25 protein-coding genes and 1 tRNA gene are annotated in these 25691 nt (G+C 63.7%); 14 read left to right on the forward strand and 12 right to left on the reverse strand.

The window, feature by feature from the left end; genetic code table 11:
* Positions 1-8 precede the first annotated feature (8 nt).
* The 5 genes from KI612_RS02620 to KI612_RS02640 are packed head-to-tail and all read right to left on the reverse strand — an operon-like array spanning position 9 to position 3689.
* The gene (locus KI612_RS02620) at positions 9-206 is read right to left on the reverse strand and encodes a DNA gyrase inhibitor YacG (protein WP_226442284.1); all 198 of its coding nucleotides are present in this window, start codon (positions 204-206) and stop codon (positions 9-11) included.
* Positions 206-964 (reverse strand): cell division protein ZapD, encoded by a 759-nt coding sequence (gene zapD / locus KI612_RS02625; RefSeq protein WP_226442285.1) that lies wholly within the window; start codon positions 962-964, stop codon positions 206-208. Before zapD ends, KI612_RS02620 begins: the two co-directional genes overlap by 1 nt.
* 59 nt (positions 965-1023) lie before the next feature.
* Positions 1024-1647, reverse strand: a complete 624-nt coding sequence (gene coaE / locus KI612_RS02630; protein ID WP_226442286.1) for a dephospho-CoA kinase — start codon at positions 1645-1647, stop codon at positions 1024-1026.
* Positions 1644-2321: an SPOR domain-containing protein gene (locus KI612_RS02635; protein ID WP_226442287.1), complete on the reverse strand. Its 678-nt coding sequence runs from the start codon at positions 2319-2321 to the stop codon at positions 1644-1646. Before KI612_RS02635 ends, coaE begins: the two co-directional genes overlap by 4 nt.
* A gap of 3 nt (positions 2322-2324) precedes the next feature.
* Complete coding sequence (locus KI612_RS02640; protein WP_226442288.1) at positions 2325-3689, reverse strand: TrpB-like pyridoxal phosphate-dependent enzyme; 1365 nt, start codon at positions 3687-3689, stop codon at positions 2325-2327.
* A gap of 171 nt (positions 3690-3860) precedes the next feature.
* On the opposite strand from KI612_RS02640, the gene KI612_RS02645 reads away from it, so the two are divergent.
* Both KI612_RS02645 and KI612_RS02650 read left to right on the forward strand, forming a co-directional pair.
* The gene (locus KI612_RS02645; RefSeq protein WP_226442289.1) at positions 3861-4403 is read left to right on the forward strand and encodes a DOMON-like domain-containing protein; all 543 of its coding nucleotides are present in this window, start codon (positions 3861-3863) and stop codon (positions 4401-4403) included.
* Positions 4404-4405: 2 nt separating this feature from the next.
* Positions 4406-5623, forward strand: coding sequence for an exo-beta-N-acetylmuramidase NamZ family protein (locus KI612_RS02650; protein WP_226442290.1), 1218 nt, complete (start codon positions 4406-4408; stop codon positions 5621-5623).
* A 62-nt stretch (positions 5624-5685) separates the two neighbouring features.
* On the opposite strand, the gene KI612_RS02655 is transcribed toward KI612_RS02650, so the two are convergent.
* The 5 genes from KI612_RS02655 to ftsY all read right to left on the reverse strand — a co-directional run bounded on the left by KI612_RS02655 (position 5686) and on the right by ftsY (position 12866).
* Positions 5686-8535 carry an EAL domain-containing protein gene (locus tag KI612_RS02655; protein WP_226442291.1) on the reverse strand — a complete coding sequence of 950 codons (2850 nt, stop codon included), beginning with the start codon at positions 8533-8535 and terminating at the stop codon, positions 5686-5688.
* Between the two features lie 104 nt (positions 8536-8639).
* Positions 8640-10274 carry an FAD-dependent oxidoreductase gene (locus tag KI612_RS02660; RefSeq protein WP_226442292.1) on the reverse strand — a complete coding sequence of 545 codons (1635 nt, stop codon included), beginning with the start codon at positions 10272-10274 and terminating at the stop codon, positions 8640-8642.
* Positions 10267-11166, reverse strand: a complete 900-nt coding sequence (ftsX, locus tag KI612_RS02665) for a permease-like cell division protein FtsX (protein ID WP_226442293.1) — start codon at positions 11164-11166, stop codon at positions 10267-10269. The genes KI612_RS02660 and ftsX overlap by 8 nt, the downstream gene beginning before the upstream one ends.
* On the reverse strand, positions 11163-11816 hold the full coding sequence (locus tag KI612_RS02670) for a cell division ATP-binding protein FtsE (protein WP_226442294.1): 654 nt from the start codon (positions 11814-11816) through the stop codon (positions 11163-11165). The genes ftsX and KI612_RS02670 overlap by 4 nt, the downstream gene beginning before the upstream one ends.
* 75 nt (positions 11817-11891) lie before the next feature.
* The gene (ftsY, locus tag KI612_RS02675; RefSeq protein ID WP_226442295.1) at positions 11892-12866 is read right to left on the reverse strand and encodes a signal recognition particle-docking protein FtsY; all 975 of its coding nucleotides are present in this window, start codon (positions 12864-12866) and stop codon (positions 11892-11894) included.
* 127 nt (positions 12867-12993) lie between these two features.
* Here ftsY and KI612_RS02680 point away from each other — a divergent pair, with 127 nt between their 5' ends.
* Genes KI612_RS02680 through KI612_RS02700 form a run of 5 tightly spaced genes read left to right on the forward strand, consistent with a single transcriptional unit; the run spans position 12994 to position 16959 of the window.
* The gene (locus KI612_RS02680) at positions 12994-14346 is read left to right on the forward strand and encodes a M16 family metallopeptidase (RefSeq protein WP_226442296.1); all 1353 of its coding nucleotides are present in this window, start codon (positions 12994-12996) and stop codon (positions 14344-14346) included.
* 10 nt (positions 14347-14356) lie between these two features.
* Positions 14357-15652, forward strand: a complete 1296-nt coding sequence (locus tag KI612_RS02685) for a M16 family metallopeptidase (protein ID WP_226442297.1) — start codon at positions 14357-14359, stop codon at positions 15650-15652.
* A complete protein-coding gene (rsmD, locus tag KI612_RS02690; protein WP_226442298.1) occupies positions 15649-16191 on the forward strand; it encodes a 16S rRNA (guanine(966)-N(2))-methyltransferase RsmD in 543 nt (180 codons plus the stop codon). Before KI612_RS02685 ends, rsmD begins: the two co-directional genes overlap by 4 nt.
* The gene (coaD, locus tag KI612_RS02695; protein WP_226442299.1) at positions 16188-16676 is read left to right on the forward strand and encodes a pantetheine-phosphate adenylyltransferase; all 489 of its coding nucleotides are present in this window, start codon (positions 16188-16190) and stop codon (positions 16674-16676) included. The genes rsmD and coaD overlap by 4 nt, the downstream gene beginning before the upstream one ends.
* Positions 16677-16701: 25 nt before the next feature.
* Positions 16702-16959 carry a YfhL family 4Fe-4S dicluster ferredoxin gene (locus tag KI612_RS02700; protein WP_226442300.1) on the forward strand — a complete coding sequence of 86 codons (258 nt, stop codon included), beginning with the start codon at positions 16702-16704 and terminating at the stop codon, positions 16957-16959.
* A gap of 72 nt (positions 16960-17031) precedes the next feature.
* Here KI612_RS02700 and KI612_RS02705 read toward each other — a convergent pair whose 3' ends face one another.
* Complete coding sequence (locus tag KI612_RS02705) at positions 17032-18984, reverse strand: dynamin family protein (RefSeq protein WP_226442301.1); 1953 nt, start codon at positions 18982-18984, stop codon at positions 17032-17034.
* 68 nt (positions 18985-19052) lie between these two features.
* Positions 19053-19886, reverse strand: a complete 834-nt coding sequence (mutM, locus tag KI612_RS02710; RefSeq protein ID WP_226442302.1) for a bifunctional DNA-formamidopyrimidine glycosylase/DNA-(apurinic or apyrimidinic site) lyase — start codon at positions 19884-19886, stop codon at positions 19053-19055.
* A gap of 89 nt (positions 19887-19975) precedes the next feature.
* On the opposite strand from mutM, the gene KI612_RS02715 reads away from it, so the two are divergent.
* The 7 genes from KI612_RS02715 (at position 19976) to pth (ending at position 25684) form a co-directional block, all read left to right on the forward strand.
* Positions 19976-21694: a tetratricopeptide repeat protein gene (locus tag KI612_RS02715; RefSeq protein ID WP_226442303.1), complete on the forward strand. Its 1719-nt coding sequence runs from the start codon at positions 19976-19978 to the stop codon at positions 21692-21694.
* Positions 21691-22266, forward strand: coding sequence for a lipoprotein insertase outer membrane protein LolB (lolB, locus tag KI612_RS02720; protein ID WP_226442304.1), 576 nt, complete (start codon positions 21691-21693; stop codon positions 22264-22266). The genes KI612_RS02715 and lolB overlap by 4 nt, the downstream gene beginning before the upstream one ends.
* The gene (gene ispE, locus KI612_RS02725; RefSeq protein WP_226442305.1) at positions 22263-23108 is read left to right on the forward strand and encodes a 4-(cytidine 5'-diphospho)-2-C-methyl-D-erythritol kinase; all 846 of its coding nucleotides are present in this window, start codon (positions 22263-22265) and stop codon (positions 23106-23108) included. Before lolB ends, ispE begins: the two co-directional genes overlap by 4 nt.
* A 78-nt stretch (positions 23109-23186) precedes the next feature.
* A tRNA-Gln gene (locus KI612_RS02730) sits at positions 23187-23263 on the forward strand.
* A 93-nt stretch (positions 23264-23356) separates the two neighbouring features.
* A complete protein-coding gene (locus KI612_RS02735) occupies positions 23357-24307 on the forward strand; it encodes a ribose-phosphate pyrophosphokinase (RefSeq protein WP_226442306.1) in 951 nt (316 codons plus the stop codon).
* Between the two features lie 126 nt (positions 24308-24433).
* Positions 24434-25036, forward strand: a complete 603-nt coding sequence (locus KI612_RS02740) for a 50S ribosomal protein L25/general stress protein Ctc (protein ID WP_226442307.1) — start codon at positions 24434-24436, stop codon at positions 25034-25036.
* A 69-nt stretch (positions 25037-25105) separates the two neighbouring features.
* A complete protein-coding gene (gene pth / locus KI612_RS02745; protein ID WP_226442308.1) occupies positions 25106-25684 on the forward strand; it encodes an aminoacyl-tRNA hydrolase in 579 nt (192 codons plus the stop codon).
* Positions 25685-25691 lie beyond the last annotated feature (7 nt).

Consider the following 25691-nt stretch of genomic DNA (forward strand, 5'->3'; position numbering starts at 1 on the left):
CGACCCGGTCAGCCGCGGTCGTCGTCGGGAACGGTCAGCGCCGGATCTTCGGGATCGACCGCAACCGGAATCCGGTAGCTTTCGCTGGCCCAGGCGCCGAGATCAATCTGCTTGCAGCGCTCGGAGCAGAACGGGCGCCACGGGTTTTCCGGGGCCCACAGCGCATCCTGGCCGCATTGCGGGCAGCGGACTTTGCGTGCTGTCATCAGAGATTGCAGAAGGTGAGTTTGAAGCTGACGTCGCGGTCGCAGCCTTTGGCCTTGATTTCCCCGGTCGGCGGCTTGGTGAAGCGGATGTTCAGGAAATACTTGTTGGCGCTGACTTCGGGGATGGCCTGTTCTTCCGACTCGAGCGTGACGCGCACCATCTGCGCGGCCGAGCCGCCGAGGTTGAGCTGGAACTGGCCATGCACGGCGGCGTGCTGTTTCGGGCTGCCGCTCGAACGCAGCAGGCGCAGCACGATGGCGGCGGCGTCGCGCAGTGGCAGCAGCGGCTTGGTCCAGCCGTCGAGTGATTCGCGGCGGGCATCCGGGCTGCGGTGCAGCCACCAGTGATAGGACGGCAGATCGAATTCGCAGACGCCACCGGGAATCACGGCGCGGCTCTTGATGCCCATCAGCCAGTCGTTTTCACGCAGGTACTGGCCGATCTTGCCGGTCATGCTGAGCAGGGCGGCGGAAGACTGTTCGATTTCGTAGAGGGCGCCGGACAGCGCTTCTTCGGAAATGTCGGGGTTGTTGCGGTAGGCGAGCAGCGTCTGGCGCTGGCGTTCGAGTTCCTGGATCAGGTCCATCTTGAGGTCGGCGCGGCCGGCCACTTCAAGAATTTCGAACAGGGTGACGAGGGCTGTGTGGTGCTCCAGCTGGCCATCGGCCTGAGCGAAATGGGCGGTTTTTTCGAACAGATCCTCAAGGCGCAGCAGGGTGCGGATGCGCTCGTTGAAAGGATATTCGTAAGTAATCACGCGACCTTGGGTCCGAAGATGGAAAATTGTCCTAATTCTGAGCTATTTGCAGGCAAATCTCAACAGTTTGCTTTAGCTATTTCTGCCGATAGTCGTAGATACTTTGCGTGCAGGCGGGAAACCTGTTGCTGCAGGTTGATCAGGTCGGCGTCGTTGTGCACCACGTCGTCCGCCACGCGCAGGCGTTCAACCCGCGTTGCCTGGGCGGCCATGATCGCGGTGACCTCGGCTTCGCTCAGGCCATTGCGGCTCATCACCCGGTGTACCTGCAGGCTTTCCGGGCAATCGACAACGACAATGCGCTGGCAGCGTTCGCGATAGCTGTTGCTTTCAACCAGCAGCGGCACGGCGAGAATCACGTAGGGCGTGCTGGCCGCTGCGCAGCGCTCGGTCGAGATCTGGCGGATCAGCGGATGCAGGATGTCTTCCAGCTGCTTGCGCGCCGTGGTGTCGGAAAAGATCAGCTGGCGCATCGCATTGCGGTCGAGCGCGCCGCTGGCATCCGCCACGGTCGGGTCGAAGGCGGCGAGCAGCAGCGGCATTGCGGCGCCGCCCGGTCCGGTCAGTTCGTGCGCGATGGCGTCGGTGTCGACCAGCGCTGCCCCGGCGGCGACAAAGAGATCGCTTACCGTGCTCTTGCCGCTGCCGATGCCGCCGGTCAGGCCGACGATGAAGTCGCTCACTTGCAGTCCTCGGGCGGCGGCTTGATCTTGCTGGCCGCAATCAGGGCGTCGCGTTCGGCGAGCGGGCCGCTGGCTTCGACGCGGACACTGCTGTCCTTGCCCGGGCGCGGCCCCGTGCGGGCCGATCTGACGCCCTTGCCCTTCAACTCGGTCAACCTTTCCTGGGCGCCTTTTTCCGCCGAGAAGACGCCGAGCGAGATGCCGTACTGGCTGGGGCCGCTTTCCTGGATGATGAAATAGTCCTCGACACCCAGCTGGCGCAGTTCGCCGGCCTTCTTTTCCGCATCCGCCTTGCTCGGCAGGGGCGGAATGAAGACCCACCAGCCATTGCCTTCGCCGGCGATGGTTTTCTTGCTGCTCTTGAAGGCGGTGAATTTCTCGCCGATCAGTGTGCTCAGGCGATCGGCGGCGGCCGGCGCCAGGTTGTCCCAGCGCAGGCAGGTCTTCTCGATCACCGGTTCCGGCTTGGCTTCCGGTTCCGGCGCCGGGGCGGCCGGTGCTTCGGCTGCTTTGACCGGCGGTGCTTCGCCGCGCGAGACCAGGTGCATCTTGTCGGGCGCGACCTGCTGGTCGACGCGGGCTGCGTCCGGGTTGTCGGAGTGACCGAAGTAGCCGCTGCTGAAGGCGTAGAACAGCAGGTTGGCGAGAACGAGCAGGAAGACGAGGGCTTTCACGGCTTAACCGACCTGGGGCAAGTGCTTGAGCGACTCGGTGATGGCGGCTTCCGGGTAGGAGTAATCCTCGAGCTGGCCGGAGAAGTACTTGTCGTAGGACGCCATGTCGAAGTGGCCGTGGCCGGTCAGGCAGAAGAGGATGGTCTTGGCCTCGCCGGTCGCCTTGCAGCGCAGGGCTTCGTCGATTGCGGCGCGGATCGCGTGGCAGGATTCCGGCGCCGGGATGATGCCTTCGGCGCGCGCGAACTGGACGCCGGCTTCGAAGGTGGCGACCTGCGGCACGGCGATGGCTTCGAGCTTGCCTTCATGCAGCAGTTGCGAGACCAGCGGCGAATCGCCGTGATAGCGCAGGCCGCCGGCATGGATGCCGGGCGGCATGAAGTCGTGACCGAGCGTGTACATCTTCATGATCGGCGTGTAACCGGAGACGTCGCCGTAGTCGTAGGCGTAGTGGCCCTTGGTCAGCGTCGGGCAGGAAGTCGGCTCGACGGCGACACAGCGCAGGTTGGTGGCGCGCTTGTCGCCGGCCGCCTTGTCGGCGAGGAAGGGGAAGGCGATGCCGCCAAAGCTGGAGCCGCCACCGCAGGGCCCGAAGATCACGTCCGGGTAGAGGCCGATCTTGTCGAACTGCTTCTTGGCTTCGAGGCCGATCACCGTCTGGTGCAGCAGCACATGGTTGAGTACCGAACCCAGCGTGTAGCAGGTGCCGGGATCGGCGGCAGCTTCCTCGACCGCTTCCGAGATGGCCAGGCCGAGCGAGCCCTGGTTGTTCGGATCGGCGGCGAGTGCGGCGCGGCCGGCGTTGGTCAGGTTGGTCGGGCTGGCGAAAACCTCGGCACCCCAGGTCTGCATCATCGAGCGACGGAAGGGCTTCTGCTGGTAGCTGACATTGACCATGAAGACGCGCACCGGCAGACCGAACATCTGGCCGGCGTAGGCGATGGACGAACCCCACTGGCCGGCGCCGGTTTCGGTAGTCAGCTTCTTGGTGCCGGCCAGCTTGTTGAAATAGGCCTGCGGCACGGCGGAGTTCGGCTTGTGCGAACCGGCTGGCGAAACGCCTTCGTACTTGAAGAAAATTTTGGCCGGCGTGCCGAGGGCGCGTTCCAGACCAAGGGCGCGGCAGAGCGGCGCCGGGCGCCATTGCGCGTAGATCTGGCGCACTTCCTCGGGAATCGGAATCCAGCGTTCGGCGCTCATTTCCTGTTCGAGGATGGGGTCAGGGAAGATGGCGGCCATCGCTTCCGGCGGCACCGGCTTGCCGTCCGGCCCGAGCGGCGGCGCCGGCGGGTTGGGCATGTCGGCAACAACGTTGTACCAGTGGGTGGGGATCTCTTCTTGTTCGAGATTGATCCGCAGCGGCGTCATATTTTTCTCTCCCTGATGCGATTCGGCAAAGGCGGTAAATTACCCCAAAAGCCAGGTCGGACCAAGGCCGGCGCGGGCATTTTGTGCCTTTTTGCCGGGTCGACCGCTGCCCGGCGCGAAGACTGCGGGTAAAGTACGGCCTGCGCCATTTCTTCGCCCGAAACCCACGCCTTGTCTGCCCAGAATACTCATTCCCTGCTCTGCCATCCGGCCAGTCCGTGTGCCGGCGTTTTTGCTGTCGAAGTAGCGGCGAACCTTGATGCCCATGGGGATTTGGCGCTGTGCTATCGCCTGGGTGCGGCACCAGCTGCGCTGCGCCTGCCGGCACCACGGCCGCCCGCCTTTGCCGACGGCTTGTGGCAACACACCTGCTGCGAGTTGTTCGTAGCGGTCGACGCCGAAAAATACCGCGAATTCAATTTCTCGCCCTCCGGCGAATGGGCGGTTTATGACTTTGCCGGCTACCGCGAGCGTATCGATTCAGCCATTTCGGTAGCGCCGCAGATCAGTCTGGTGCAAGCGGATGCGGCGGTCGAACTGCGCGTGTTGATTCCGGCTGCCCTGTTGCCGGGCGGTGCGGCGCTGCAGGTCGGCCTGACGGCTGTGCTCGAAGCGGCCGATGGCAGCAAGACTTACTGGGCGCTGGCGCATGCCGCCGCGCAACCCGATTTTCATTTGCGGCAGAGCTTTACGCTGACCCTGAAAGCCTCTTGATCATGACTGCTCCCATCCTCTTCGGTATCGACCGCCTGCTCGCCGAGCCGGAACTGCGCCGGCCGCTCGCCGGCCGCCGTGTCGCGCTGCTCGCGCATCCGGCTTCGGTGACTGCCGACCTGACACACTCGCTCGACGCTCTGGCCGCGCTGCCCGACATCACCTTGAGCGCTGCTTTCGGCCCGCAGCACGGCTTGCGTGGCGACAAGCAGGACAACATGGTCGAGTCGCCCGACTTCCTCGACCCGCAGCTCGGCATCCCGGTGTTCAGCCTGTACGGCGAGGTGCGCCGGCCGACCGACGCGATGCTGGACAGCTTCGACGTGCTGCTGGTCGACCTGCAGGATCTCGGCTGCCGCATCTACACCTTCATCACCACGCTGCGCTACGTGCTCGAAGCCGCCGCCAAACATGGCAAGACGGTCTGGGTCCTTGATCGCCCGAACCCGGCTGGTCGCCCGGTCGAGGGCCTGAGCCTGCGCGCCGGCTGGGAAAGCTTCGTCGGTGCCGGCCCGATGCCGATGCGGCACGGCCTGACCATGGGCGAACTCGGCCTGTGGTTCATCGACCAGCTCAAGCTCGACGTCGATTACCAAGTCATCGCAATGCAGGGCTGGCAGCTGGAAGCGGCACCCGGTTACGGCTGGCCGCTCGGCGAGCGGACCTGGATCAACCCCAGCCCGAATGCGCCCAACCTGTGGATGGCGCGCGCCTATGCCGGCACCGTCATGCTCGAAGGCGCGACGCTCTCGGAAGGGCGTGGCACGACGCGCCCGCTCGAACTGTTCGGCGCGCCGGACATCAATGCCCGCGCCGTGCTCGCCGAAATGCGCGCCTTCGCGCCGCACTGGCTGGCCGGCTGCATGCTGCGCGAGATCTGGTTCGAGCCGACCTTCCACAAGCACGCCGGCAAGCTGTGCAACGGCATCCAGATCCATGTCGAGGACGCCCGCTACGAGCACGCCGCCTTCCGCCCCTGGCGCCTGCAGGCGCTCGCCTTCAAGGCGATCCGCCGGCTTTGTCCCGATTACCCGCTGTGGCGCGATTTTGCCTACGAATACGAGCATGACCGTCTGGCGATCGACCTGATCAACGGCTCGCCGCTGCTGCGCGAGTGGGTGGATGATCCATCCGCCGGGCCGGAGCAGCTTGATGCGGCGACCTGCTGCGACGAAAAGGCCTGGGAAAATACCCGGAAAGCTTTCTTGCTGTATCGCTGAGGCGGCAGGAAGTTTTGGGGCGGGAGTGCAACCCCGCCCGATTTTGCGCAATTGCCCCGGGGTCAGGTCTTGTCCAGATATTCTGCAAATTGTTCTGCCGGTAATGGCCGGCTGAACAGATAGCCCTGGAAGGCATGACAGCCATGGAAATCGAGAAACGCCAGCTGCTCTTCATTCTCGACGCCCTCGGCGATTACGTCCATGTCGAGACCCAGGCCCATGGTGATGATCGTGCGCGCAATGGTTTCGTCGTTTTTGCGGCCCGGCAGGTTGCGCACGAAGGATTGGTCGATCTTGAGCTGATCGAGCGGCAACTGTCCGAGATAGGAAAGGGATGAATGGCCGGTGCCGAAATCGTCCAGCGAGAACTTGACGCCCAGCCGCTTGATGGCGTGCATCTTTTCGATACTGTCGCGGACATCCTCGAGCACCAGGCTTTCCGTCAGCTCGAGCTTGAGGCGGGCTGGATTGGCTGCACTGGCCAGCAGCGTGTTTCTGACCAGGGCAACGAAGTCCGACTGACGGAACTGGCGGGCGCTGACATTGACGGCCAGTTGCAGCTTGCGGGTGCTTGGGGCGTTTTCCCAGATTTTGAGCTGGGCGCAAGCGGTTTCCAGGACCCATTGCCCGAGCGGCAGGATCAGGCCGGTATCTTCAGCCAGTGGAATGAAGTCACCCGGCGCGATCAGTCCGCGTGTCGGATGCTGCCAGCGCACCAGCGCTTCGGCCCCGATGACACGCCGTCCGGCATCGAGTTGCGGTTGGTAATGCAGCAGCAGCTCGCCATTTTTGAGAGCCAGCCGCAGATCGGCCTCGAGGGCACTGCGCCGGTCCAGTGCTGCCTGCATGGCCGGGTCGAAGAAGCGCAGGGTGTTGCGCCCGGCGTTCTTGGCCTGATAGAGCGCCAGATCGGCCTGCTTGAAGAGGTTCTCGACCGTGTCCTGCTGGTGAAACATGCTGACGCCGATGCTCACCCGGCAATGGTGTTCGTAGCCTTTGAGGATGAAGGGCTGGTCAATGGCAAGGCGCAGTTTTTCACCTAGCGTGTTGGCCAGGCGGGCAGCTTCCTCCGGATTGCTGCCCATGTTCTCCATCAGGACCACGAATTCGTCACCGCCCTGGCGCGCCACGGTGTCGCTGGCACGGACGGCAGCGGACAGGCGACGGGCGACCTCGACCAGCAGCAGGTCGCCGACATCATGGCCGCGGGTGTCGTTGAGCGCCTTGAAGTTGTCCAGGTCGATGAAAAATATCACGCCGTACTGGTCGCTGCGGGCCGCGGCAATGATCGCCTGGCCGAGGCGATCGAGCAGCAGGCGGCGATTGGGCAGGCGGGTCAGGGAGTCGTAATAGGCCAGGCGATGAATTTCGGCCTCGGCCTCCTTGTCTTCGGTGATGTCGGAAAAATTCCCGACAAAGTGGGTGATGCCGCGGTCAGGCGTGATGACCGCGGTAATGGTCAGCAACTCGGCGTAGATCTGGCCGTTTTTGCGCTTGTTCCAGATTTCGCCCTGCCAGTAGCCTTTTTCCTGCAGCGACTGCCACATCCGCTGGTAAAAGAGCTTGTCCTGCCGGCCGGAGTTGAGCAGGGCCGGGGTCTGGCCGATGGCTTCCTCTGCCGTGTAGCCAGTCAGGCGGGTAAAGGCCGGATTGACTCGCAGAATGACGCCGGCGGCGTCGGTAATGACCATTCCGCTTTGCGAGGCAAAGGCAATGGCGGCGATGCGCAGTTCTTCCTCGGCCTGTTTCTGCCCGCTGATATCGGTAATGAATCCATGCCAGAGTGTCGAGCCGTCGGCCTCACGGTGCGGCAGGGCGTTGCCGAACAGCCAGCGTACCGTGCCGTCATTGAAGCGGACCCGATACTCCTTGCGCCAGGGCTCGAGAGTTCTGGCTGATTGCAAGATGGAGGCCTCGACGTCAGCAAGGTCTTCCGGGTGCAATATGGCGAAAACCGCGCTTGCATCGTCACGCACCTCTTCCGGGCTGACCCGGTAGACCTGGCGGATGGCGTCGCTGGCGAACGGAAAGCAGGCGCTGCCATCGGGCCGCAAACGGTATTCATAGACGACACCGGGGGCCCGGTCGGCAATGTTTTCAAGGCGGCTCAGCGCTGCTGCCTGTGTCGCAGCCATGCGCTTGCGCTCGGTGATGTCACGGGTGATGCCGATGAAGTGGGTCAGCTGCCCGGCGCCATCGTGGATTGGCGAGATGTTCAGCTCGTTCCAGAAAGGCTCGCCGCTTTTCCGGTAATTGAGCAATTCCCCGGAAAAGTTGCTCTCCTTGCGCAAGGCTTCGCGGATTGCCCCGACCGTCTGCGGATCGCTCAGTGCACCTTGCAGCAAGCGGCAGTTTTTCCCGAGGACTTCATGGAGTGCATACCCGGTGATCGACAGAAATGCTGCGTTGGCCGTAATGATTTCCTGATTCGGCCCGGTGATGATGACGCCTTGCGAAATGGCTTGCAGGGCGATATTGCTGATGCGGAGTTCGGCCTGGGTTTGCTTGATGCTGGTGATGTCGGTTACCAGGACGACAAAGCCGGCCACTTCGCCGGCTACCTTGTGGGCGATGTACTGGGTCCAGGTATGCCTGACTTGACCATCCGTCTTGATCAACTGGCGCTCGAATTGCTGGTCCTCGCCGCGCAGGGCCGCCTGGATGTGAGCGTGGTTGTCCTGGAACAGGTTCTTGCCGAGCAGTTCCTGCATGGGCAGGCCGAGCATCTGCTCGGACGTTCGGCCAAACCAGGCAAAATATTGTTCATTGGCGAAGGCACAGCGCAAGTCCTTCGTCCAGTAGGCCACCAGCCCCGGCAGATGGTTGGCAATTGTCCTGGCGAACAAGGCGGGTTCCTCGAGGTTCCCTTCCGCGCCGGGATGAGCGAACAGCGGCTTTTGTTGTAGGTCCATGGTGCTCCGGGAAGCGTTCGATGTGCCTGGGGCGGTGTCTGCGACGTGAAAGTTCGCGCCGTCTCTACCGGGGCGAGCCTCTGTGTTCTGCTCAGCACCGAGGATCAGTTGGTGAGACCTGCCGACTTCATGATTCGTTCCGCAGCCATGATGCCACGATCCATCGCTTCCTCGAATAGTGAAAAACCCGACAGGTCGGCGTGCGCCAGTGCGATGCGCGGGCTGCGAAAACCGGCCAGTTTTTCGCGTTGACCGCCGAACAGGCTGCCCGGTGTCGGGCGGCGCATGGCGTGGCCGTTGCGGAAGATGTCGAGGCGGGTGGTCTGGCGGCGGATGTCGGGGTGTACCCGTTCGAGTTCGGCGAGGATGCCTTCGGCCCAGGTTTCGCGTGGCGTTTCGAGCAGCAGGCGGCGCCCGGCGGCCGGTGCCATGTCATGCAGGGCGCGGTAATACGTGAATACCGTGCCGCGCTGCTGGCGGCGGATCAACTGGTGGGTGGCGACGATATAGCCGAGGCCGGGGCTGTCGTGGAGCACGTTGTCCCAGGCCAGCGGCGCGCCGTGGCGCTCCTCCGGGAAGTCAGCGAGGTGCAGGTTGGCAGTCAGCCAGGGCGAGTATTCGCCGGTCTGCGCCGCTGCTTTCAGCTCGCCCGGCATGTCCGGCCAGACGCGCGGCAGGATGAAGGCCGGTGCCGCCCAGATCAGTTGGCGTGCCTGATAGCGGATGCTTTTATCGTTTTCCAGCACGTCGACCGTCAGGCCGTGCTTGTCTTCCGTGATGCGCCAGACCAGGCTGTTGCTGCGGATGCGTTCGCCCGCGCTGGCTGCCAGGCCGCGCGCTAGCCAGGCATTGCCTTCGGGCGCAGTGAGCACGGCGTCGGGGGCGGCGTTGGTCGCTTCGCCGTTGCGGCAGGCAAAGTAATGCAGGCCGGCCCAGGCCGAGGTTTGCCGGTAGTCGCTGCCGTAATCGTCGCGGCAGGCGTAGTTGGCCAGCCAATGCAGGCTGGGGGCGGTGTAACCGTTGGCGTTCAGCCACTGGCTGAACGGTATGCGGTCGAGGGCGAGCCAGTCGGGGTCGCGGCTGGACAAGGCCATGGGCAGCGCAAAGCGGCGCCGGCCATCCTTGCCGCGCGCCTGCTTGAGCTCCTGCATGTGCGCGTGAAAGCGCTGCTGCTGTTCGCGTTCGTCAGCTGCCAGGCCGCGTTGCGGCAGCAGGCCTTCCTGCCACAGGCCGTTGCGGTAGATGCGCTCCTGCGGCGTGGCGCATAGGTAGCGCTCGTCGTAGACCGGTTTGGCGGCGCCCGGGTCGCCTTGCAGGACGCCGAGTTCGGCGAGCAGTTCGCGCAAGTCGCGGGCCTCGGGGCCGGGCAGCGGCAGGTAGTGGGCGCCCCAGGGATAGGCGACGAGCGGACTGTGGCCGGCGCGCGAATTGCCGCCGGCTTCGCTTTCCATTTCGAGCACCAGGAAGTCGTCGACCGCTGCGCGCGCCAGTTGTCTGGCGGCAGACAGGCCGGAGATGCCGCCGCCGACGATCAGCACGCCGGTATGGCGGATTGCATCGGGGGCGGGAAAGTTGCCGCCGAGCAGGCGGTGGCCGAGGGCTTGCGACATGCCAAAGGTTTCGCCTGGCGGCAGCGCCGGTTTGCCGGCCGGGGCGCAGCCGGCGAGGGCGCCGGCACCCAGGGTGCAGAGAAAGTCGCGGCGGCTGAAGCCGCCACGGGCTGCAACCGGCTTAGTCAAACTTCCTGAGCGACAGGCTGACCGAGAGCTGCGCGCCGAGCCAGCCGAGGAAGGCACCGGCACCGGTCAACACGCCAATCGCGGCAAATCCTGGCGCACGCAGGCTGAAGCTCGCGCCGTAGAGGCCGGCCAGATCGCCGACCGGACCGGCCAGCAGGCGCAGCGCGCCGATCACCAGCAGCGCGGCAAGCAGGCCGCCGAGCGCGCCCTGCAGGGCGCCGAAGTAGTAGAAGGGGCGGCGGATGAAGGCATCGGTGGCACCGATCATGCGGGCGACCTCGATTTCGGCGGCCTGTGCCATGACCTGCAGGCGGATGGTGTTGAAGGTGACGGCAACCAGACCGGCGCCGAAGATGCCGGCGAGCATCCACAGCGCCAGCTTGCCGAGCTTGAGGAAGGCGTCGAAACGCTTGACCCAGGCCGAGTCGAGCTGGACATGGGCAACCTTGGGCCAGCTGGTGATTTCGCGGCGCAGGATTTCCAGCTTTTCCGGTTCGGTATTGGCCGGCTCGATGATGAAGGCGTCGGGCAGCGGATTGCGCGGCAGGCTGGCGACGATGTCGGCCATGCCTTCGCTGGTCTGCATGCGCTTGAGGGCTTCTTCCTTGGGCACGAAACGCCAGGTGCTGTTCGGGGCCTGGCGCAGGCGGGTGGAAATTTCATCGACATCCTTCTTGCTCGCATCGATCTGCATGAACAGGCTGATCTGCTGCACGCCGGAGGCGTTGCGGCCGAGGTCGCGCAGGTTGTCGAGCAGGACGTAGCCGAAGCCGGGCAGGGTCAGTGCGATGCCGATGACGAGCAGCGAAAGCAGCGTGTTGAGCGGTGTCGACCAGAGGCGGCGCAGGGCCGAGGCGAGAGCAGCCTTGTGCTGGGAGAGCCAGGCGTTCATGCGACGACCCTCCCGTGATCGAGGCGCAGCACGTTCGGATGGTAGCGCTCGACCCAGCTTTGATCGTGGGTGGCGACGACGACGGTGACGCCGACCTGGTGGAAGGCGGAGAAAATTTCGAGGATGGCGCGGGCCGATTCGGCATCGAGATTGCCGGTCGGCTCGTCGGCAAGCAGGATGGTCGGGCGATTGACCACGGCGCGGGCGATTGCCAGGCGCTGTTGTTCACCGCCGGAAAGGGCAATCGGCATCGCCTTTTCGCGGGCGAGCAGGCCGACCTTGTCGAGCGCGGCGCGGGCACGGCGGACCGCTTCGCGATGCGGCAGGCCGACGATCTGCAGCGGCAGCAGCACGTTGTCGAGGGCGCTGCGGTCAAACAGCAGCTTCTGGTCCTGGAAGACCAGGCCGAAGTTGCGCCGCAGGTAGGGAATGGCGCTGCGGCGCAGGGCCGACAGATTCTGGCCATTGACCACCAGGCTGCCCGAGGTCGGGCGTTCGACCGACGCCAGCAGCTTGACCAGCGTTGTCTTGCCGGCACCGGAGTGGCCGGTGATCAGCGTCATCTGGCCGGCCGAAATTTCGAAGCTGACTTCGCGCAGCGCCTCGTGGCCGCCGGGGTAACGCTTGGAAAGATTGCTGGCGAGAATCATTTTTTAGTTGTTAGCTATTAGATGTTAGGGGGTGAGCTAAAAGCTTACTCGATCCTCTATCCTGGCAGCTCGATCCTACTCAAACAGCGCCTCGACAAAATCCCTGGCCGAGAAGGGGCGCAGGTCGTCGATCTGTTCGCCGACGCCGATGAAGCGGATCGGCTTCGGGCACTGGCGGGCGATGGCGGCGACCACGCCGCCCTTGGCCGAGCCGTCGAGCTTGGTCAGGACGAGGCCGGTGACGTTGATCGCCTTGTCGAAGGCCTTGACCTGCTGCAGTGCGTTCTGGCCGATGTTGGCGTCGAGCACGAGCAGGGTTTCGTGCGGGCCGCTCGGTTCGACCTTCTGGATGACGCGGCGCACCTTGGCGATTTCTTCCATCAGGTGCAGCTGGGTCGGCAGGCGGCCGGCGGTGTCGGCGAGCACGACATCGATGCCGCGCGCCTTGGCCGCCGAGATGGCGTCGAAGACGACGGCGGCCGGGTCGCCGTTGTCCTGGGCGATGACCGTGACGTTGTTGCGTTCGCCCCAGGTTTCAAGTTGCTCACGCGCGGCGGCGCGGAAGGTGTCGCCGGCGGCGAGCAGCACGCTCTTGCCCCGGTTCTGGAAGTATTTGGCGAGTTTGCCGATCGAGGTCGTCTTGCCGGCGCCATTGACGCCCGCGATCATGATCACGAAGGGCTTGTGCGTGCCGACGTCGAGCGGCTGCTCGAGCGGCTGCAGCGTGGCGAGCAGGGCGTTGGCGAGGGCCTGCTGGATGGCGTCAGGGGTGTCCAGCTTGTCGCGCTTGGCGGCTTTTTTCAGTTCGTCGAGCAGGTGCTGCGTTGCTTCGACGCCGCAGTCGCTGGTCAGGAGCAGGGTTTCGAGTTCTTCGAGGAGTTCGTCGTCGACCTTGCCGCGGGCGAAGATGGATTTGAGCTTGCCCCCCAGCTGGGCCCGTGTCTTGGCCAGGCCCTTGAACAGGCGTTCGCGCCAGGAAGGGGCGGCTTCCGCCGGGGCCTGTGCGTCGGCCTTGGTTTCGGGAGCGGATTTTTTCAGGAAACTGAACATGGGGGAAGTGGTCTCAAGCCTTGCTGACAGGCGGGCGGCAAGCCGTTAAGATGCCGTCCGATCGATGCGGAATCAGCGTCCGATTTTAGCAGAAAGACCTCACAGAAAGCCCCGCAATCCCATGCGTATGCAACAACTTCTCCCCTTTTTGCTGGCGCCGTGGCTGTTGACCGCTGCACACGCCAACCCCTTCGAGACGACGCTGCAAAACGGCCTGCGCATCATCGTCAAGGAAGACCACCGGGCGCCGACCGCGGTGCAAATGGTCTGGTACCGGGTGGGCAGCATCGACGAGGTGGATGGCGCATCGGGCGTTGCGCACGTGCTTGAGCACATGATGTTCAAGGGCACGCCCAGCGTCGGGCCGGGCGAGTTCAACAAGCGGGTCGCCGCCGCCGGCGGCAAGGACAATGCCTTCACCAGCCGCGACTACACGGCCTATTTCCAGCAGGTGCCGAAGGAAAAGCTGGCCGACGTGATGCAGCTCGAAGCCGACCGCATGCGTCACCTCAATGTCGACGCCAAAGAGTTCGCGCAGGAAATCAAGGTGGTCATGGAAGAGCGCCGCATGCGCACCGATGATGCGCCGGAAGCCAAGCTCTTCGAGCAGATGAATGCCGTCGCCTTCCAGGCGCATCCCTATCGCCGGCCGGTGATCGGCTGGATGAGCGATCTCGAGCAGATGACGGCGGCCGACGCCAAGGCCTGGTACGACACCTGGTATGTGCCCAACAACGCCTACGTGGTGATCTCCGGCGATGTCGAGCATGCCGAGGTGTTTGCACTTGCCGAACAGTATTACGGCCGCCTCGAAGGGCGCGATCTGCCGCGCCGCAAGTCGCAGATCGAACCGCAGCAGGAGGGCGAACGGCGGATCACGGTCAAGGCGCCGGCCGAACTGCCGGTCCTGATCATGGGCTACAAGGCGCCGGTGCTGCGCGATGTCGAGAAGGAAAGCGAGCCTTACGCGCTGGAAATGCTGGCTTCCGTGCTCGATGGCCACGATGCGGCGCGCTTCAACAAGAAGCTGGTGCGCGAAGACAAGGTCGCGCTCGAGATCGGCATCGAATACGAAGCCACGGCGCGCGGTCCGGGCATGTTCTATTTTTCCGGCACGCCGTCCGAAGGCCATACGGTGGCTGATCTCGAAGCCGCCATCCGGGCCGAGATCGCGCGCGTGCAGAAAGAAGGCATCAGCGAGGCCGAACTGAAGCGGGCGCGGGCGCAACTGGTGGCCAGCCAGGTGTACAAGCTCGATTCGATGTTCGGCCAGGCGATGGAAATCGGCCAGACCGAGTCGGCGGGCATTTCCTATCGCCAGATCGAGCGCATGCTCGACAAGTTGCAGAAGGTTACGGCGGCCGAGGTGCAGGCTGCTGCCCGCAAGTATTTCACCGACGACCGGCTGACCGTCGGCAGCCTCGACCCGCAGCCGCTAGACAGCAAGCCGCGCCGGTCCGCCTTCGCCACCCGTCACTGAATTGCGCAAAATGAGCCTGAAAAAACTGTTGACCGCTGCGCTGGCATTTTTTGCCATGCAGCTTGCCGAGGCCGGCGTGGCCATCGAGCATTGGGTGACGCCCGCCGGGGCGCGTGTCTATTTCGTCGCCAGCCGGGTGTTGCCGATGCTCGATGTGCAGGTTGATTTCGCCGCCGGCTCGATGTTCGACCCGGCCGGCAAGTCGGGGCTGGCCGCGCTGACCCGGGCGGCGCTCGATCTCGGGGCGGGCAGTCGCGACGAGAGCGAGATTGCCGAACAGCTTGCCGACCTCGGCGCCACGCTTGCCGGCGGCGCCGATACCGATCGTGCCAGCATCTCCCTGCGCACCTTGTCGGCACTGGACAAGCGCGGTGAGGCGCTCGACGTCCTGCGTGCCGTCCTGCAGGCGCCGCGCTTCGACGCCGCCATCGTGGCACGCGAGCAGGCGCGCACCATCGCCAGCCTGAAGGATGCGGCGACGCGGCCGGATGCGATTGCCGGCAAGGCCTTCTGGGCGGCCATGTATCCGAAGCATCCCTATGGTCGCCAGGCGACGCCGGAGTCGGTGGCGACGCTGAGCCGTGAGGATCTGATCGCTTTCCATGCGCGTTATTACAACGCCGCGAATGCGACGATCACCCTGGTCGGCGACCTGTCGCGGGCCGAGGCGGAGGAAATTGCCGAGTTGCTGGCGGCCGGTCTGCCGCAGGGTGAGGCCGCCGTCTTGCCGGCGCCGCCGCAGAAGGTGCGCGGCAGCGTCACCAAGATCGCGCACCCGGCCAGCCAGGCGCATGTCTATATCGGTCTGCCTGCGGTCGAACGCGGCAATCCCGACTACTTTCCCTTGCTGGTCGGCAATTACACCCTGGGTGGCGGCGGCTTCGTGTCGCGCCTGATGCAGGAAGTGCGCGAAAAACGCGGCTACGCCTACAGCGTGTACAGCTATTTTTCGCCGCTGCGCCAGGCCGGCCCCTTCCAGATCGGCCTGCAGACCAAAGGCTCGCAGGCGCGTGCGGCAAGCCGGCTGGCGCGCGACGTGCTCGAAGGCTTCCTCAAGGTCGGTCCGAGCGAAGAGGAGCTGGCGGCGGCCAAGGCCAACCTGAGCGGCAGCTTCCCGCTGCGTCTGGACAGCAACAAGAAACTGCTCGACAACGTCGCGGCGCTCGGCTTTTACGGCCTGCCGCTCGATTATCTCGAGCAATATCAGGCAAAAGTGCAGGCGGTAACGGTCGACCAGGTAAAACAGGCGTTTTTCCGCCATGTCAAACCGGTCGATCTGATGACCGTGACGGTGGCCGGCGAATGAACTCTGTACGCATCATCGGCGGCCAGTGGCGCCGTCGTGTCCTCAAGTTCCCCGACAGCGAAGGCTTGCGCCCGACGCCGGACCGGGTGCGCGAAACCTTGTTCAACTGGCTGGGGCAGGATCTCGACGGCTGGCATTGTCTCGATCTTTTCGCCGGCAGCGGCGCCCTGGGTTTCGAGGCGGCATCCCGCGGCGCGGCAAAAGTGGTGATGATCGAGCAGGCGCCGCGCGTGCTCGCGGCGCTGCACGCCAATGCCGAAATGATCGGCGCTGCGAGCGCGGTAGAGATACGGCGCGGGGATGCGATACAATATTTATCCTCGACGAAAGTGAAATTTGATCTGATCTTCCTCGATCCGCCCTATAACAAGGGTTGGATTCCGCGCCTGGAGCCGCTTTTGCCCGGTGTCTTGAACGAAGGTGCAGTGCTCTATGTCGAAGCAGAACATGAATTGGAAGCCTTGGGGGAGTGGCGCACGGTGCGCCACGGCAAGGCGGGTGAAGTGCATTTTCACTTGATGCGGCGGGCAGACGTTTGAACAAACTCAATCATCGCGTAGCGATCTATCCGGGGACTTTCGACCCGATCACCCGCGGCCACGAGGACCTCGTGCGGCGGGCGGCCGGTCTGTTCGATCGCCTGATCCTGGCGATCGCCGAAAGCCCCTCGAAACAGCCGCGCTTTGCGCTGGCTGACCGTGTCGCGATGGCCAGCGAGATTCTGGCCGATGTCGGCAATGTCGAGATTGTCGGTTTCAACACGCTGCTCATGGACTTTGTTCACGCGCAGGGTGCCAAGGTTGTTGTGCGCGGTCTGCGTGCCATTTCCGACTTCGAGTACGAGTTCCAGATGGCCGGCATGAACCGCAGCGTTTATCCGGAAGTCGAAACGGTGTTCCTGACACCCGGCGAGCAATACATGTTCATCTCCGCCACCATGGTTCGCGAAATCGCGCGCCTGGGCGGCGATGTCAGCAAATTTGTCCAACCTTGTGTAGAAAAGCGCCTGCGGGCGAAAACCTGAGTTTATTGAGAGAGGAAGAAAGACCATGTCTTTGATCATCACCGACGAGTGCATCAATTGCGATGTCTGCGAACCGGAATGCCCGAACGAAGCAATTTCGCAGGGTGAAGAAATCTATGTGATCGACCCCAACAAGTGCACCGAGTGCGTCGGTCACTACGACGAACCGCAGTGCGTCCAGGTCTGTCCGGTGGATTGCATCCCCAAGGACGAGAACCATGTCGAAACCCAGGACATGCTCTGGACCAAGTACGAAAAGCTGACCGGCAACAAGCGCGCCTGAGTTGTTTTTCCGGCCAACAAAAAACCCGCGGATTTCGCGGGTTTTTTGTTGTGGACCGGTGCGCGCTGTCGTTCAGGCGGCGCGCAGCTCCTGATTGCCTTTGACCGGTTGCAGCATGTCGCGGACGTGCGCGGTGATGTCTTCCAGCGCCTGGCTTTGCTGCATCAGGTTGTTCTCGACGACTTGCAGTTCGGCGATGCGGTCTTCCAGCGTGTCGGTGGCCTGGTGGATGCGCTTGATGCTTTCGAGGCGGCGCTTCAGCTGGATCTGGTGTTCGCGGACCTGCGTTTCCATCGGCGCCATGATCGTGCGCAGCCAGGTTTCGGCATCGCGGTTGGCGTGTTCGAAGGCGCGGCGGACCTGGATGGCGACTTCGTCGAAGAACTTCTGGGTGATGTTCTTCTTGTCGTGCGTGAGCAGGCTGACCATGTTGCTGAGGTGCGTGTCGCACCAGGCTTCCAGGCGATCCAGTTCCTTTTCGTAACGGAGCAGCGAGAAGGCGGTCGGCGTGCCGAGCTTGAGGCCGTGTTCGACGGCGAAGCGCTTGTACACCGCTTCCATCATGGCGAGGATTTCGCTGATTTCGCCATTTGATTTGCGCAGCGCCTCGCGTGACTGCCCGAAGAAATTGGCCATCGCTTCGGACAGGGTGCGCGAGAAGACGGCGTCCTGCATGGTCGAGCGGGTGTCGCGGGTAAGCTGGCGCAGGCTGTCGATGCCAAGGTGGCCGAACAGCTTGTTGGTCAGCGTCGAGAAGACGCTACGCACGGCGTAATAGCGTTGCAGGCCGGATTCGAACTCTTCCTTCTCGGCGCGGATCTTGCCCATCATGTATTCGACGACGCCCTTGTTCTTGCCGCGCAGCTCGGTCAGTTCGGCCAGTTGCTCGCGCAGGCCGGCGAGGCGGGAATCGAGCAGGCCGAGGGCGCGCTGGCTGACGTCGGAGAACTCGCTGCTGGTGCTTTCGCTGACGATGTCGCGCTTGGCCGGAATCAGTTCGTCGGAGAGGGCGGCTTCGAGCAGCGGCAGGCGGCTGCGTTCGAGCAGTACGTCGTCGCCGTTGATCTTGGCGACCAGGCCCTTTTGTGCCGACACCGGGAAAACCTGGCTGGCCGGCAAATCGAGAATGGCGGCGCTGGTTTCGACCTGTTTCTGGATCTCGGCCTCGATTTCGGCTTCGCCCTTCAGTTCGTCCCACTGACCGTCGATCTTGTTGAGGACGACCATGCGGCCGCGCTTGGTGGTGCCGCCGCCGCAAATGTGTTCCTTCCAGATCGCCAGATCTGACTGCGTGACGCCGGTGTCGGCAGCGAGAATGAACAGCACGGCATGCGCATTGGGGAGCAGCGACAGGGTCAGTTCCGGCTCGGCACCGATCGCGTTGAGGCCCGGTGTGTCGAGGATGACCAGGCCCTGCTTCAGCAGCGGGTGCGGGAAATTGATCACGGCGTGGCGCCAGCGCGGGATTTCAACCAGGCCGTCGTCGCCGACGCGATACAGATCGATTTCGCCGGCGCCGACCTCGAAGCCGAGACGGGCGGCATCTTCCGGTGCGACACGGGTTGTTTCGCTGACGTGGCGCAGGGCATCCTGCATGGCTTCGGGGGATTCGGTGTCGAGACGGACCGTGGTCCATTCGTCGGCGAAGCCCTTGTATTCGGTGACGCTGGAGTTCGAGGCGCGCGTCTGGATCGGCAGCAGTTCGATGCAGGGCCGCTTGTTGGCGTCGAAGAGTAGTTCGGTCGGGCACATCGTCGTGCGGCCGGCCGAGGAGGGCAGCATGCGGTTGCCGTAGTCGGCAAAGAAGATGGCATTGATCAGTTCCGACTTGCCGCGCGAGAACTCGGCGACGAAGGCAACGTTCAGGCGGTCTTCGCGCAGGCGCTCAAGCAACTGGTTGAGACGCAGGTCGGTCTGGGCGTCGGACAACTCGTTATGCGACAGCCAGCTCTGGAATTCGCCGATATAAACGGCGAGGCGGGCGCGCCAGGAGGAGTAGGCGGCGAATTGGTTGGCTAACGACATATTGAGAGCACCGTAGATGCGATCGGACGTTTCAATTTAGCATAAATACATGGGCTTGCCGTCACAAATTAATGTTGGCAGCCGGGGCAGTAGAAGGTGCTGCGGCCAGCCTGGCGGACTTGTCTGACGACGCCGTCGCAGCGGATGCAGGGTTGGCCATCGCGGCCGTAAACCGCGACCTGGATCTGGAACCAGCCGCTGCTGCCATCGCTGTGCATGTAGTCGCGGATGGTGGTGCCGCCCGCCGCGATGGCTTCGCTCAGCGTTTCGCGAATGGCCGGGACGAGCAGTTCGTAGCGCGCCCGGCTGATCCGGTTGGCCGCACGCAGCGGCGAAATGCCTGCCCGGAACAGGCTTTCGGCGGCATAGATGTTGCCGATGCCAACAATATGATGGCTATCCATCAGCACCGGCTTGATCGGTCCGCTGCGCTTCGAATTTGCCGCGTACAGCCAGTCGACCGTAAAGGCGTCGGAAAGTGGCTCGATGCCCTGGCTGGCGAGCAACGGATGGCGCTCTGTCGTTTCCGGCGGGCCGGGTTGCCAGAGCACGACGCCGAAGCGGCGCGGATCGGTGAAGCGCAGGATCTGGTCGGGCAGGAGCAGGTCGAAATGGTCGTGTTTTTCCGGGGCGCTGCCGGACGGCATGAAGCGCAGCTTGCCCGACATGCCGAGGTGAATGATCAGGCTACCCTCGACGCCGTCGCGCCGGCAGTCGATCAGCAGGTATTTGCCGCGCCGGCGCACGGCAAGCATGCGGCAACCCGGCAACAGTTCGGCCAGTTCGGTCGGAATCGTCTGGCGCAGCTTGGGCGCCCGGATGACAACGCCCTTGATCAGGGATTTTTCCAGCGTCGGCTGCAGGCCGCGCCGACACACTTCCACTTCCGGCAATTCCGGCATTGCTTGTTCCCTCGTCGATTCCCAAATAACATCGCAAACTTAACGGATTTTATGCGCTCCAATGCGCAAGCCCTCATCGAAAGCTCGCCATGCAACCGAAGTTCATCGTCGCCGCCCTGACTCTCGCCCTCGGTCTGACCCATGCGGTCCCCGGGCTGGCAGCCGGCGAGGTCACGGCCAAGGCTGGCAAGCGGGCTTCGGCGCAGGGGGCGGCGCAATCCTCCGAAGATCTCCTGGCGCGCAGTGTATTCCAGGCGCTGGTGGGTGAGTTTGCCTTGCAGCGCGGCGATATCCGTTTTGGGCTGGATGCCTGGAACGATCTGGCGCGGCGTACGCGTGATCCGAAAGTGATCGAACGCGCGGTTGAAGTTGCCGGCTTTGCCCGCCAGTATGACCAGGCTCTCGAGCTGGCCAAGCTCTGGCAAGAGGTCGAGCCGGATTCGGCCAAGGCGCAGCAGGCGCAATCCTCCCTGCTGGTCATGGCGAATCGTCTCGACGATCTGGCGCCGCAACTGGCCAAGCTGATCGCCGAGGATCAGCCGAATATCGCGGCCAACCTGATGCAGCTCAATCGCATGCTGGCCCGCCAGCCTGACAAAAAGGCCGTGCAGCAACTGGTCGACCGTATCGCCGCACCCTACGACACTCTGCCGGAAGCGCATTTCGCGATGTCGCAGGCAGCCGCCAATGCCGGCGATCATGCGCGTGCCCAGAGCACGGTGGAAAGGGCGCTGCAACTGCGCCCGGACTGGGAGGCGGCAGCGCTGGTACGGGCCCAGTTGCAGGTGCGTCTGTCGGCGGCGCAGGCGATCGACGGGCTGCAGGTTTTTGTCGGGCGTTATCCGGCGGCACAGGATGCCCGGCTGATGCTGGCCCGTCTGCTGATTACCGAAAAGCGCTACAGCGAGGCGCGCGGTCACTTCGACCGTTTGCTCAAGGAGGCGCCGGACAGCCCCGAGGTGATCTACCCGGTGGCCATGCTGGCACTGCAGCAGGGCGACGTGGCGACCGGTCGCCAGCAGCTGGAACGCTTGCTGCAGACCGCCTTCCCCGACAAGAGCGCGGTACATTTCTTCCTTGGGCAGCTCGACGAAGAGCAGGCCAAGCCCGATGCCGCGCTGGCGCACTATCGCCAGGTTACGGCCGGCGATCAATACCTGACGGCGCGTTCGCGCGCCGCCCAGATCCTGCGGCAGCAGGGCAAGATCGAGGAGGCGCGCGAGTTCCTGCATAACGCCGGGACGACGCCGGCGGAAAAAGTCCAGTTTCTGCTGGCCGAAGCGCAATTGCTGCGCGAAGCCGGTCGCGAAGCCGATGCCCTGGCCTTGCTGGAAAGCGCCCTGCAGCGCCAGCCGGACAATCTCGAATTGCTCTACGAAACCGCCTTGCTCGCCGAGCGCCAGGGCAAGCCGGAGGTGCTCGAGAAACGTCTCAAGCGCCTGCTCGAACTGAAGCCTGATCACGCGCATGCGCTCAATGCGCTGGGGTATTCCTGGGCCGACCGCAACATCCATCTTGCCGAAGCCGAAGCCCTGCTCGTCAAGGCCGTGCGTCTGGCGCCGGAAGATCCCTTCATCATGGACAGCATGGGCTGGGTGCTCTTCCGTCAGGGCAAGCTCGCCGAGGCCTTGCAAACGCTGGAACGCGCCTATGCGATCAAGGCCGATCCGGAAATCGCCGCCCACCTGGGCGAAGTGCTCTGGCGTCTCGAGCGCAAGGACGAGGCGCGGCGCCTGCTCAAGGAAGCCGTGGGGCGCAATCCGGATAGCGACGTCCTCGCCGCCGTCATCAAGAAACTGCAGCCTTGATCCGGCGTCTGCTTGCCGGGCTGGCCGGCTGCCTGCTGCTGGTCGGTTGTGCCAGTGTGCCGCGTTCACCGTTGCCGGCCCGCCAGGATGTACGCGATTTTGCGCTGGAAGCCCGCTTTGCCCTGCGCGTGGCGCAGCCCGGCCAGGCGGTGCAGAGTTCAGGCGGTCGACTCTCCTGGGAGCACAAAAATGCCGGTGACCGTATCCTGCTCGCCAATCCGCTCGGCATCGGCATGGCGGAAATCGAGGTGACACCGGCGCTCTCCCGCTTGCGTACTGCCGATGGCCGCACTCGCGAAGCCGTTGATGCGGATGCCCTGCTCGAGGAAGTCAGCGGTCAGCGTCTGCCGGTTCGGCGTCTGCCGGCCTGGCTGCTCGGTCAGGCAGAGCAGCCGCAGGACATGGCGCTCGATGCCCAGGGCCGTCCGCTGCGCCTGCGCGAGGCGGGCTGGCAGATCGACTACGCCTATGACGACGAAGCGCCGGCGGCCTTGCCGGTGCGCCTGACGCTGCTGGGTGAGGGCGGCGTCGAACTGCGCCTGCGCATCGAGGAATGGAAGGATTTGCCGTGAGTACCTGGAACTGGAACAGCAGCTGGCCGGCGCCAGCCAAGCTCAACCTTTTTTTGCACGTCGTCGGTCGGCGTGCCGATGGCTACCATTTGCTGCAAACCGTTTTTCGCTTTATTGACCGCGTCGACCGTCTGCGCTTTGCGCCGCGCACCGACGACCGGATCGTGCTGGAAACCCCGATTCCCGGCGTGCCGCCGGAAAGCGACCTGACCGTGCGCGCTGCCCGTCTGCTGCAGGCGGCCACCGGTTGCACGCAGGGCGCCAGCATCCACCTGGAAAAGAATCTGCCGATGGGCGGCGGCCTCGGCGGTGGCAGTTCCGATGCGGCGACCGTGCTGCTTGCCCTCAATCACCTCTGGCAAACCGGCTTGTCGCGGCAGCGCCTGGAGGAAATCGGTCTCGCCCTCGGTGCCGACGTGCCGGTATTCATCCACGGCCGCAACACTTTTGCCGAAGGTGTCGGTGAGGCATTCACCGATGTCGAACTGCCGCCGGCCACCTATCTGGTCCTGCAGCCACCGGTCAACGTGCCGACGGTGGCCATTTTCGGCGCGCCCGACCTGTGTCGCGACACGCCGCCGATCAAGCCGGCCGACTGGCGGCCGGGTGATGGTCACAATGATCTGCAGGCGGTTGCCTGTGACCGTTTTCCGGTCGTGGCGGAATATCTGGCCTGGCTGCGGCAGTACGCGCCGGATGCGATGATGACCGGCTCCGGCGCCTGCGTGTTTGCCTCCTTTGCCCGGCGCGATGCCGCAGAGGCTGCGCTGGCCTGCCTTCCCACTGGCATGACCGGCTGGCTGGCGGAAGGTCTGATCGAGCATCCGTTGGCAAAAATTTAAAAAAAGTACTTGCTTTTGTCGCGTGCGCTGGCTATGATGCGCGCCTCGTTTGTACACGAAACCGTACGAACGACCCGCTGGGGAGTCGCCAAGTTGGTCAAGGCACCGGATTTTGATTCCGGCATTCGAAGGTTCGAATCCTTCTTCCCCAGCCAGGTTTCCTTCGGGCAGGTTGCAAAGCCTGCCCGATTTCATTTTCGCCAGGCAAAACACGCAGTGCGCATGCGCGGCCCCCAAGGGATGTTGAAATGGCCTACAACAGCTTGATGGTCTTTACCGGTAATGCCAATCCGAAACTGGCAGCCGATGTCGCAAACCAGCTCAACGTCGATCTTGGCCGTGCCAATGTCGGTCGCTTCTCCGACGGGGAAGTCAGTGTCGAGCTGCAGGAACATGTCCGCGGTCGCGACATCTTCGTCCTGCAATCCACTTGCGCCCCGACCAACGACAACCTGATGGAACTGCTGGTTATCGTTGATTCCCTGAAGCGCGCCTCGGCCGGCCGGATCACCGCCGCCATCCCGTATTTCGGCTACGCCCGCCAGGATCGCCGCTCGCGTTCGTCGCGCGTGCCTATCGCTGCCAAGCTGGTTGCCAACATGCTCGTCGCCTCCGGCGTCGACCGCGTGCTGACCATGGACCTGCACGCCGAACAGATCCAGGGCTTCTTCGACATTCCGGTCGATAACATCTACGCCCTGCCGATTCTGCTCGACGACATCAAGAAGCAGAATTACGAAAACCCGATGGTCGTTTCGCCTGACCACGGCGGCGTCGTCCGTGCCCGTTCGCTGGCCAAGCGCCTCGAATGCGATCTGGCCATCATCGACAAGCGTCGTCCGAAGGCCAATGTTTCCGAAGTGATGAACATCATCGGTGAAGTCGATGGTCGTACCTGCATCATCATGGATGACATGGTCGACACCGCCGGCACCCTGTGCAAGGCAGCCACCGCGCTCAAGGCGCGCGGCGCCAAGCAGGTCGTCGCCTACTGTACGCACCCGGTGCTGTCCGGTCCGGCGGTCGAGCGCGTCAATACTTCCGACCTCGATGCCCTGGTCGTGACCAATACCATTCCGCTGCGTGACGATGCTGCTGCTTCGTCGCGCATCCGCCAGCTCTCGGTTGCCGAGATCATGGCTGAAACGATTCGCCGCATCAGCAACGACGACTCCGTTTCGTCGCTGTTTATTGATTAGGATTGAGGATCGAGTTGCTTAGGGGCTAGAGCTTTTAGCTCAAAACCCTAGGCAACCCGATCCTCAGCAACTGTTTTTTTAACCTTCCCGATCTGGTCGCGGACCGGGAAAAACTGGAGTATCACCATGTCTTTTGAACTGATCGCGCAAGCGCGTACGCTGCAGGGAACGAGTGCGAGCCGCCGCCTGCGTCGTGCATCCAAGGTCCCGGGTATTGTTTACGGTGGCAACATTGCCGCCCAGGCCATCGAAGTTGACCACAATGACCTGCTGCTGAAGCTGAAGAAGGAAGCTTTCCATTCTTCGATCATCAGCCTCGTCGTCGATGGCAAGAAAGAAGCCGTCCTGCTGCGCGATTACCAGGTGCACGCCTACAAGCCGCTGGTTCACCACATCGACTTCCAGCGCGTTGACGCCGAGCACGAGCTGCACATCAAGGTGCCGCTCCACTTCATCAACGAAGAAGTTGCCCCGGGCGTCAAGCTCAATGGCGGCCTGGTCAACCACGTCATCACCGAAGTGGATGTCCACTGCCTGGCCAAGGATCTGCCGGAATTCGTCGAAGTCGACCTGTCCGCACTGAAGATCGGCGACAGCATTCACCTGTCCCAGCTCAATCTGCCGGCCGGCGTCAAGCTGGTTGCCCACGCTACTGACGACGTCGTCGTCGGCGTCGTCGGCAAGGGCGGTTCTTCCGAAGCTGCTGAAGGCGAAGCTGCTGCCGAGTAATTTCGGACAGCTGCTCGTTACGGCCGCCGCTGGCAATTTGCCGCCGGCGGCTTTTTCGCGCTTGTCGCCATGAATCCTCCCCGCCTCATCGTCGGTCTCGGCAATCCCGGACCGGAATACGAAGCCACCCGGCACAATGCCGGCTTCTGGTTTGTCGACCAGCTCGCCGACAAGCTGAAGGTGACGCTCGCCCCGCAGGCCAAGTTCTTCGGCAAGGCCGGGCGCAGCGGCGAAACCTGGCTGCTGCAGCCGACCACCTTCATGAACCGTTCCGGTCAGGCGGTCGCGGCGCTGGCCAATTTCTACAAGATTCCCGCCAGCGAGATTCTCGTCATTCACGACGAACTCGACCTGCCACCGGGCGGTATCCGCTTGAAGCAGGGTGGCGGCAACGGTGGCCACAACGGTCTCAAGGACATCCAGGCCAAGCTCGGTACGCCGGACTTCTGGCGCCTGCGCCTCGGCGTCGGCCATCCGCGCACGCTCGGACTGGCCCAGCAGGTGGTGGACTTCGTGCTGCACCAGCCGCGCAAGGAAGAACTGCCGGAAATCGAACACGCCCTGGCCCGCTGCCTGCTGGCCTGGCCCAAACTTGCGGCCGGTGATTTTGCCGGCGCCCAACAACAGTTGCACGGCAAAGCCGTCTAAGGAAATA

The organism is Quatrionicoccus australiensis (assembly GCF_020510525.1).
GTDB lineage: Bacteria > Pseudomonadota > Gammaproteobacteria > Burkholderiales > Rhodocyclaceae > Azonexus > Azonexus australiensis_B.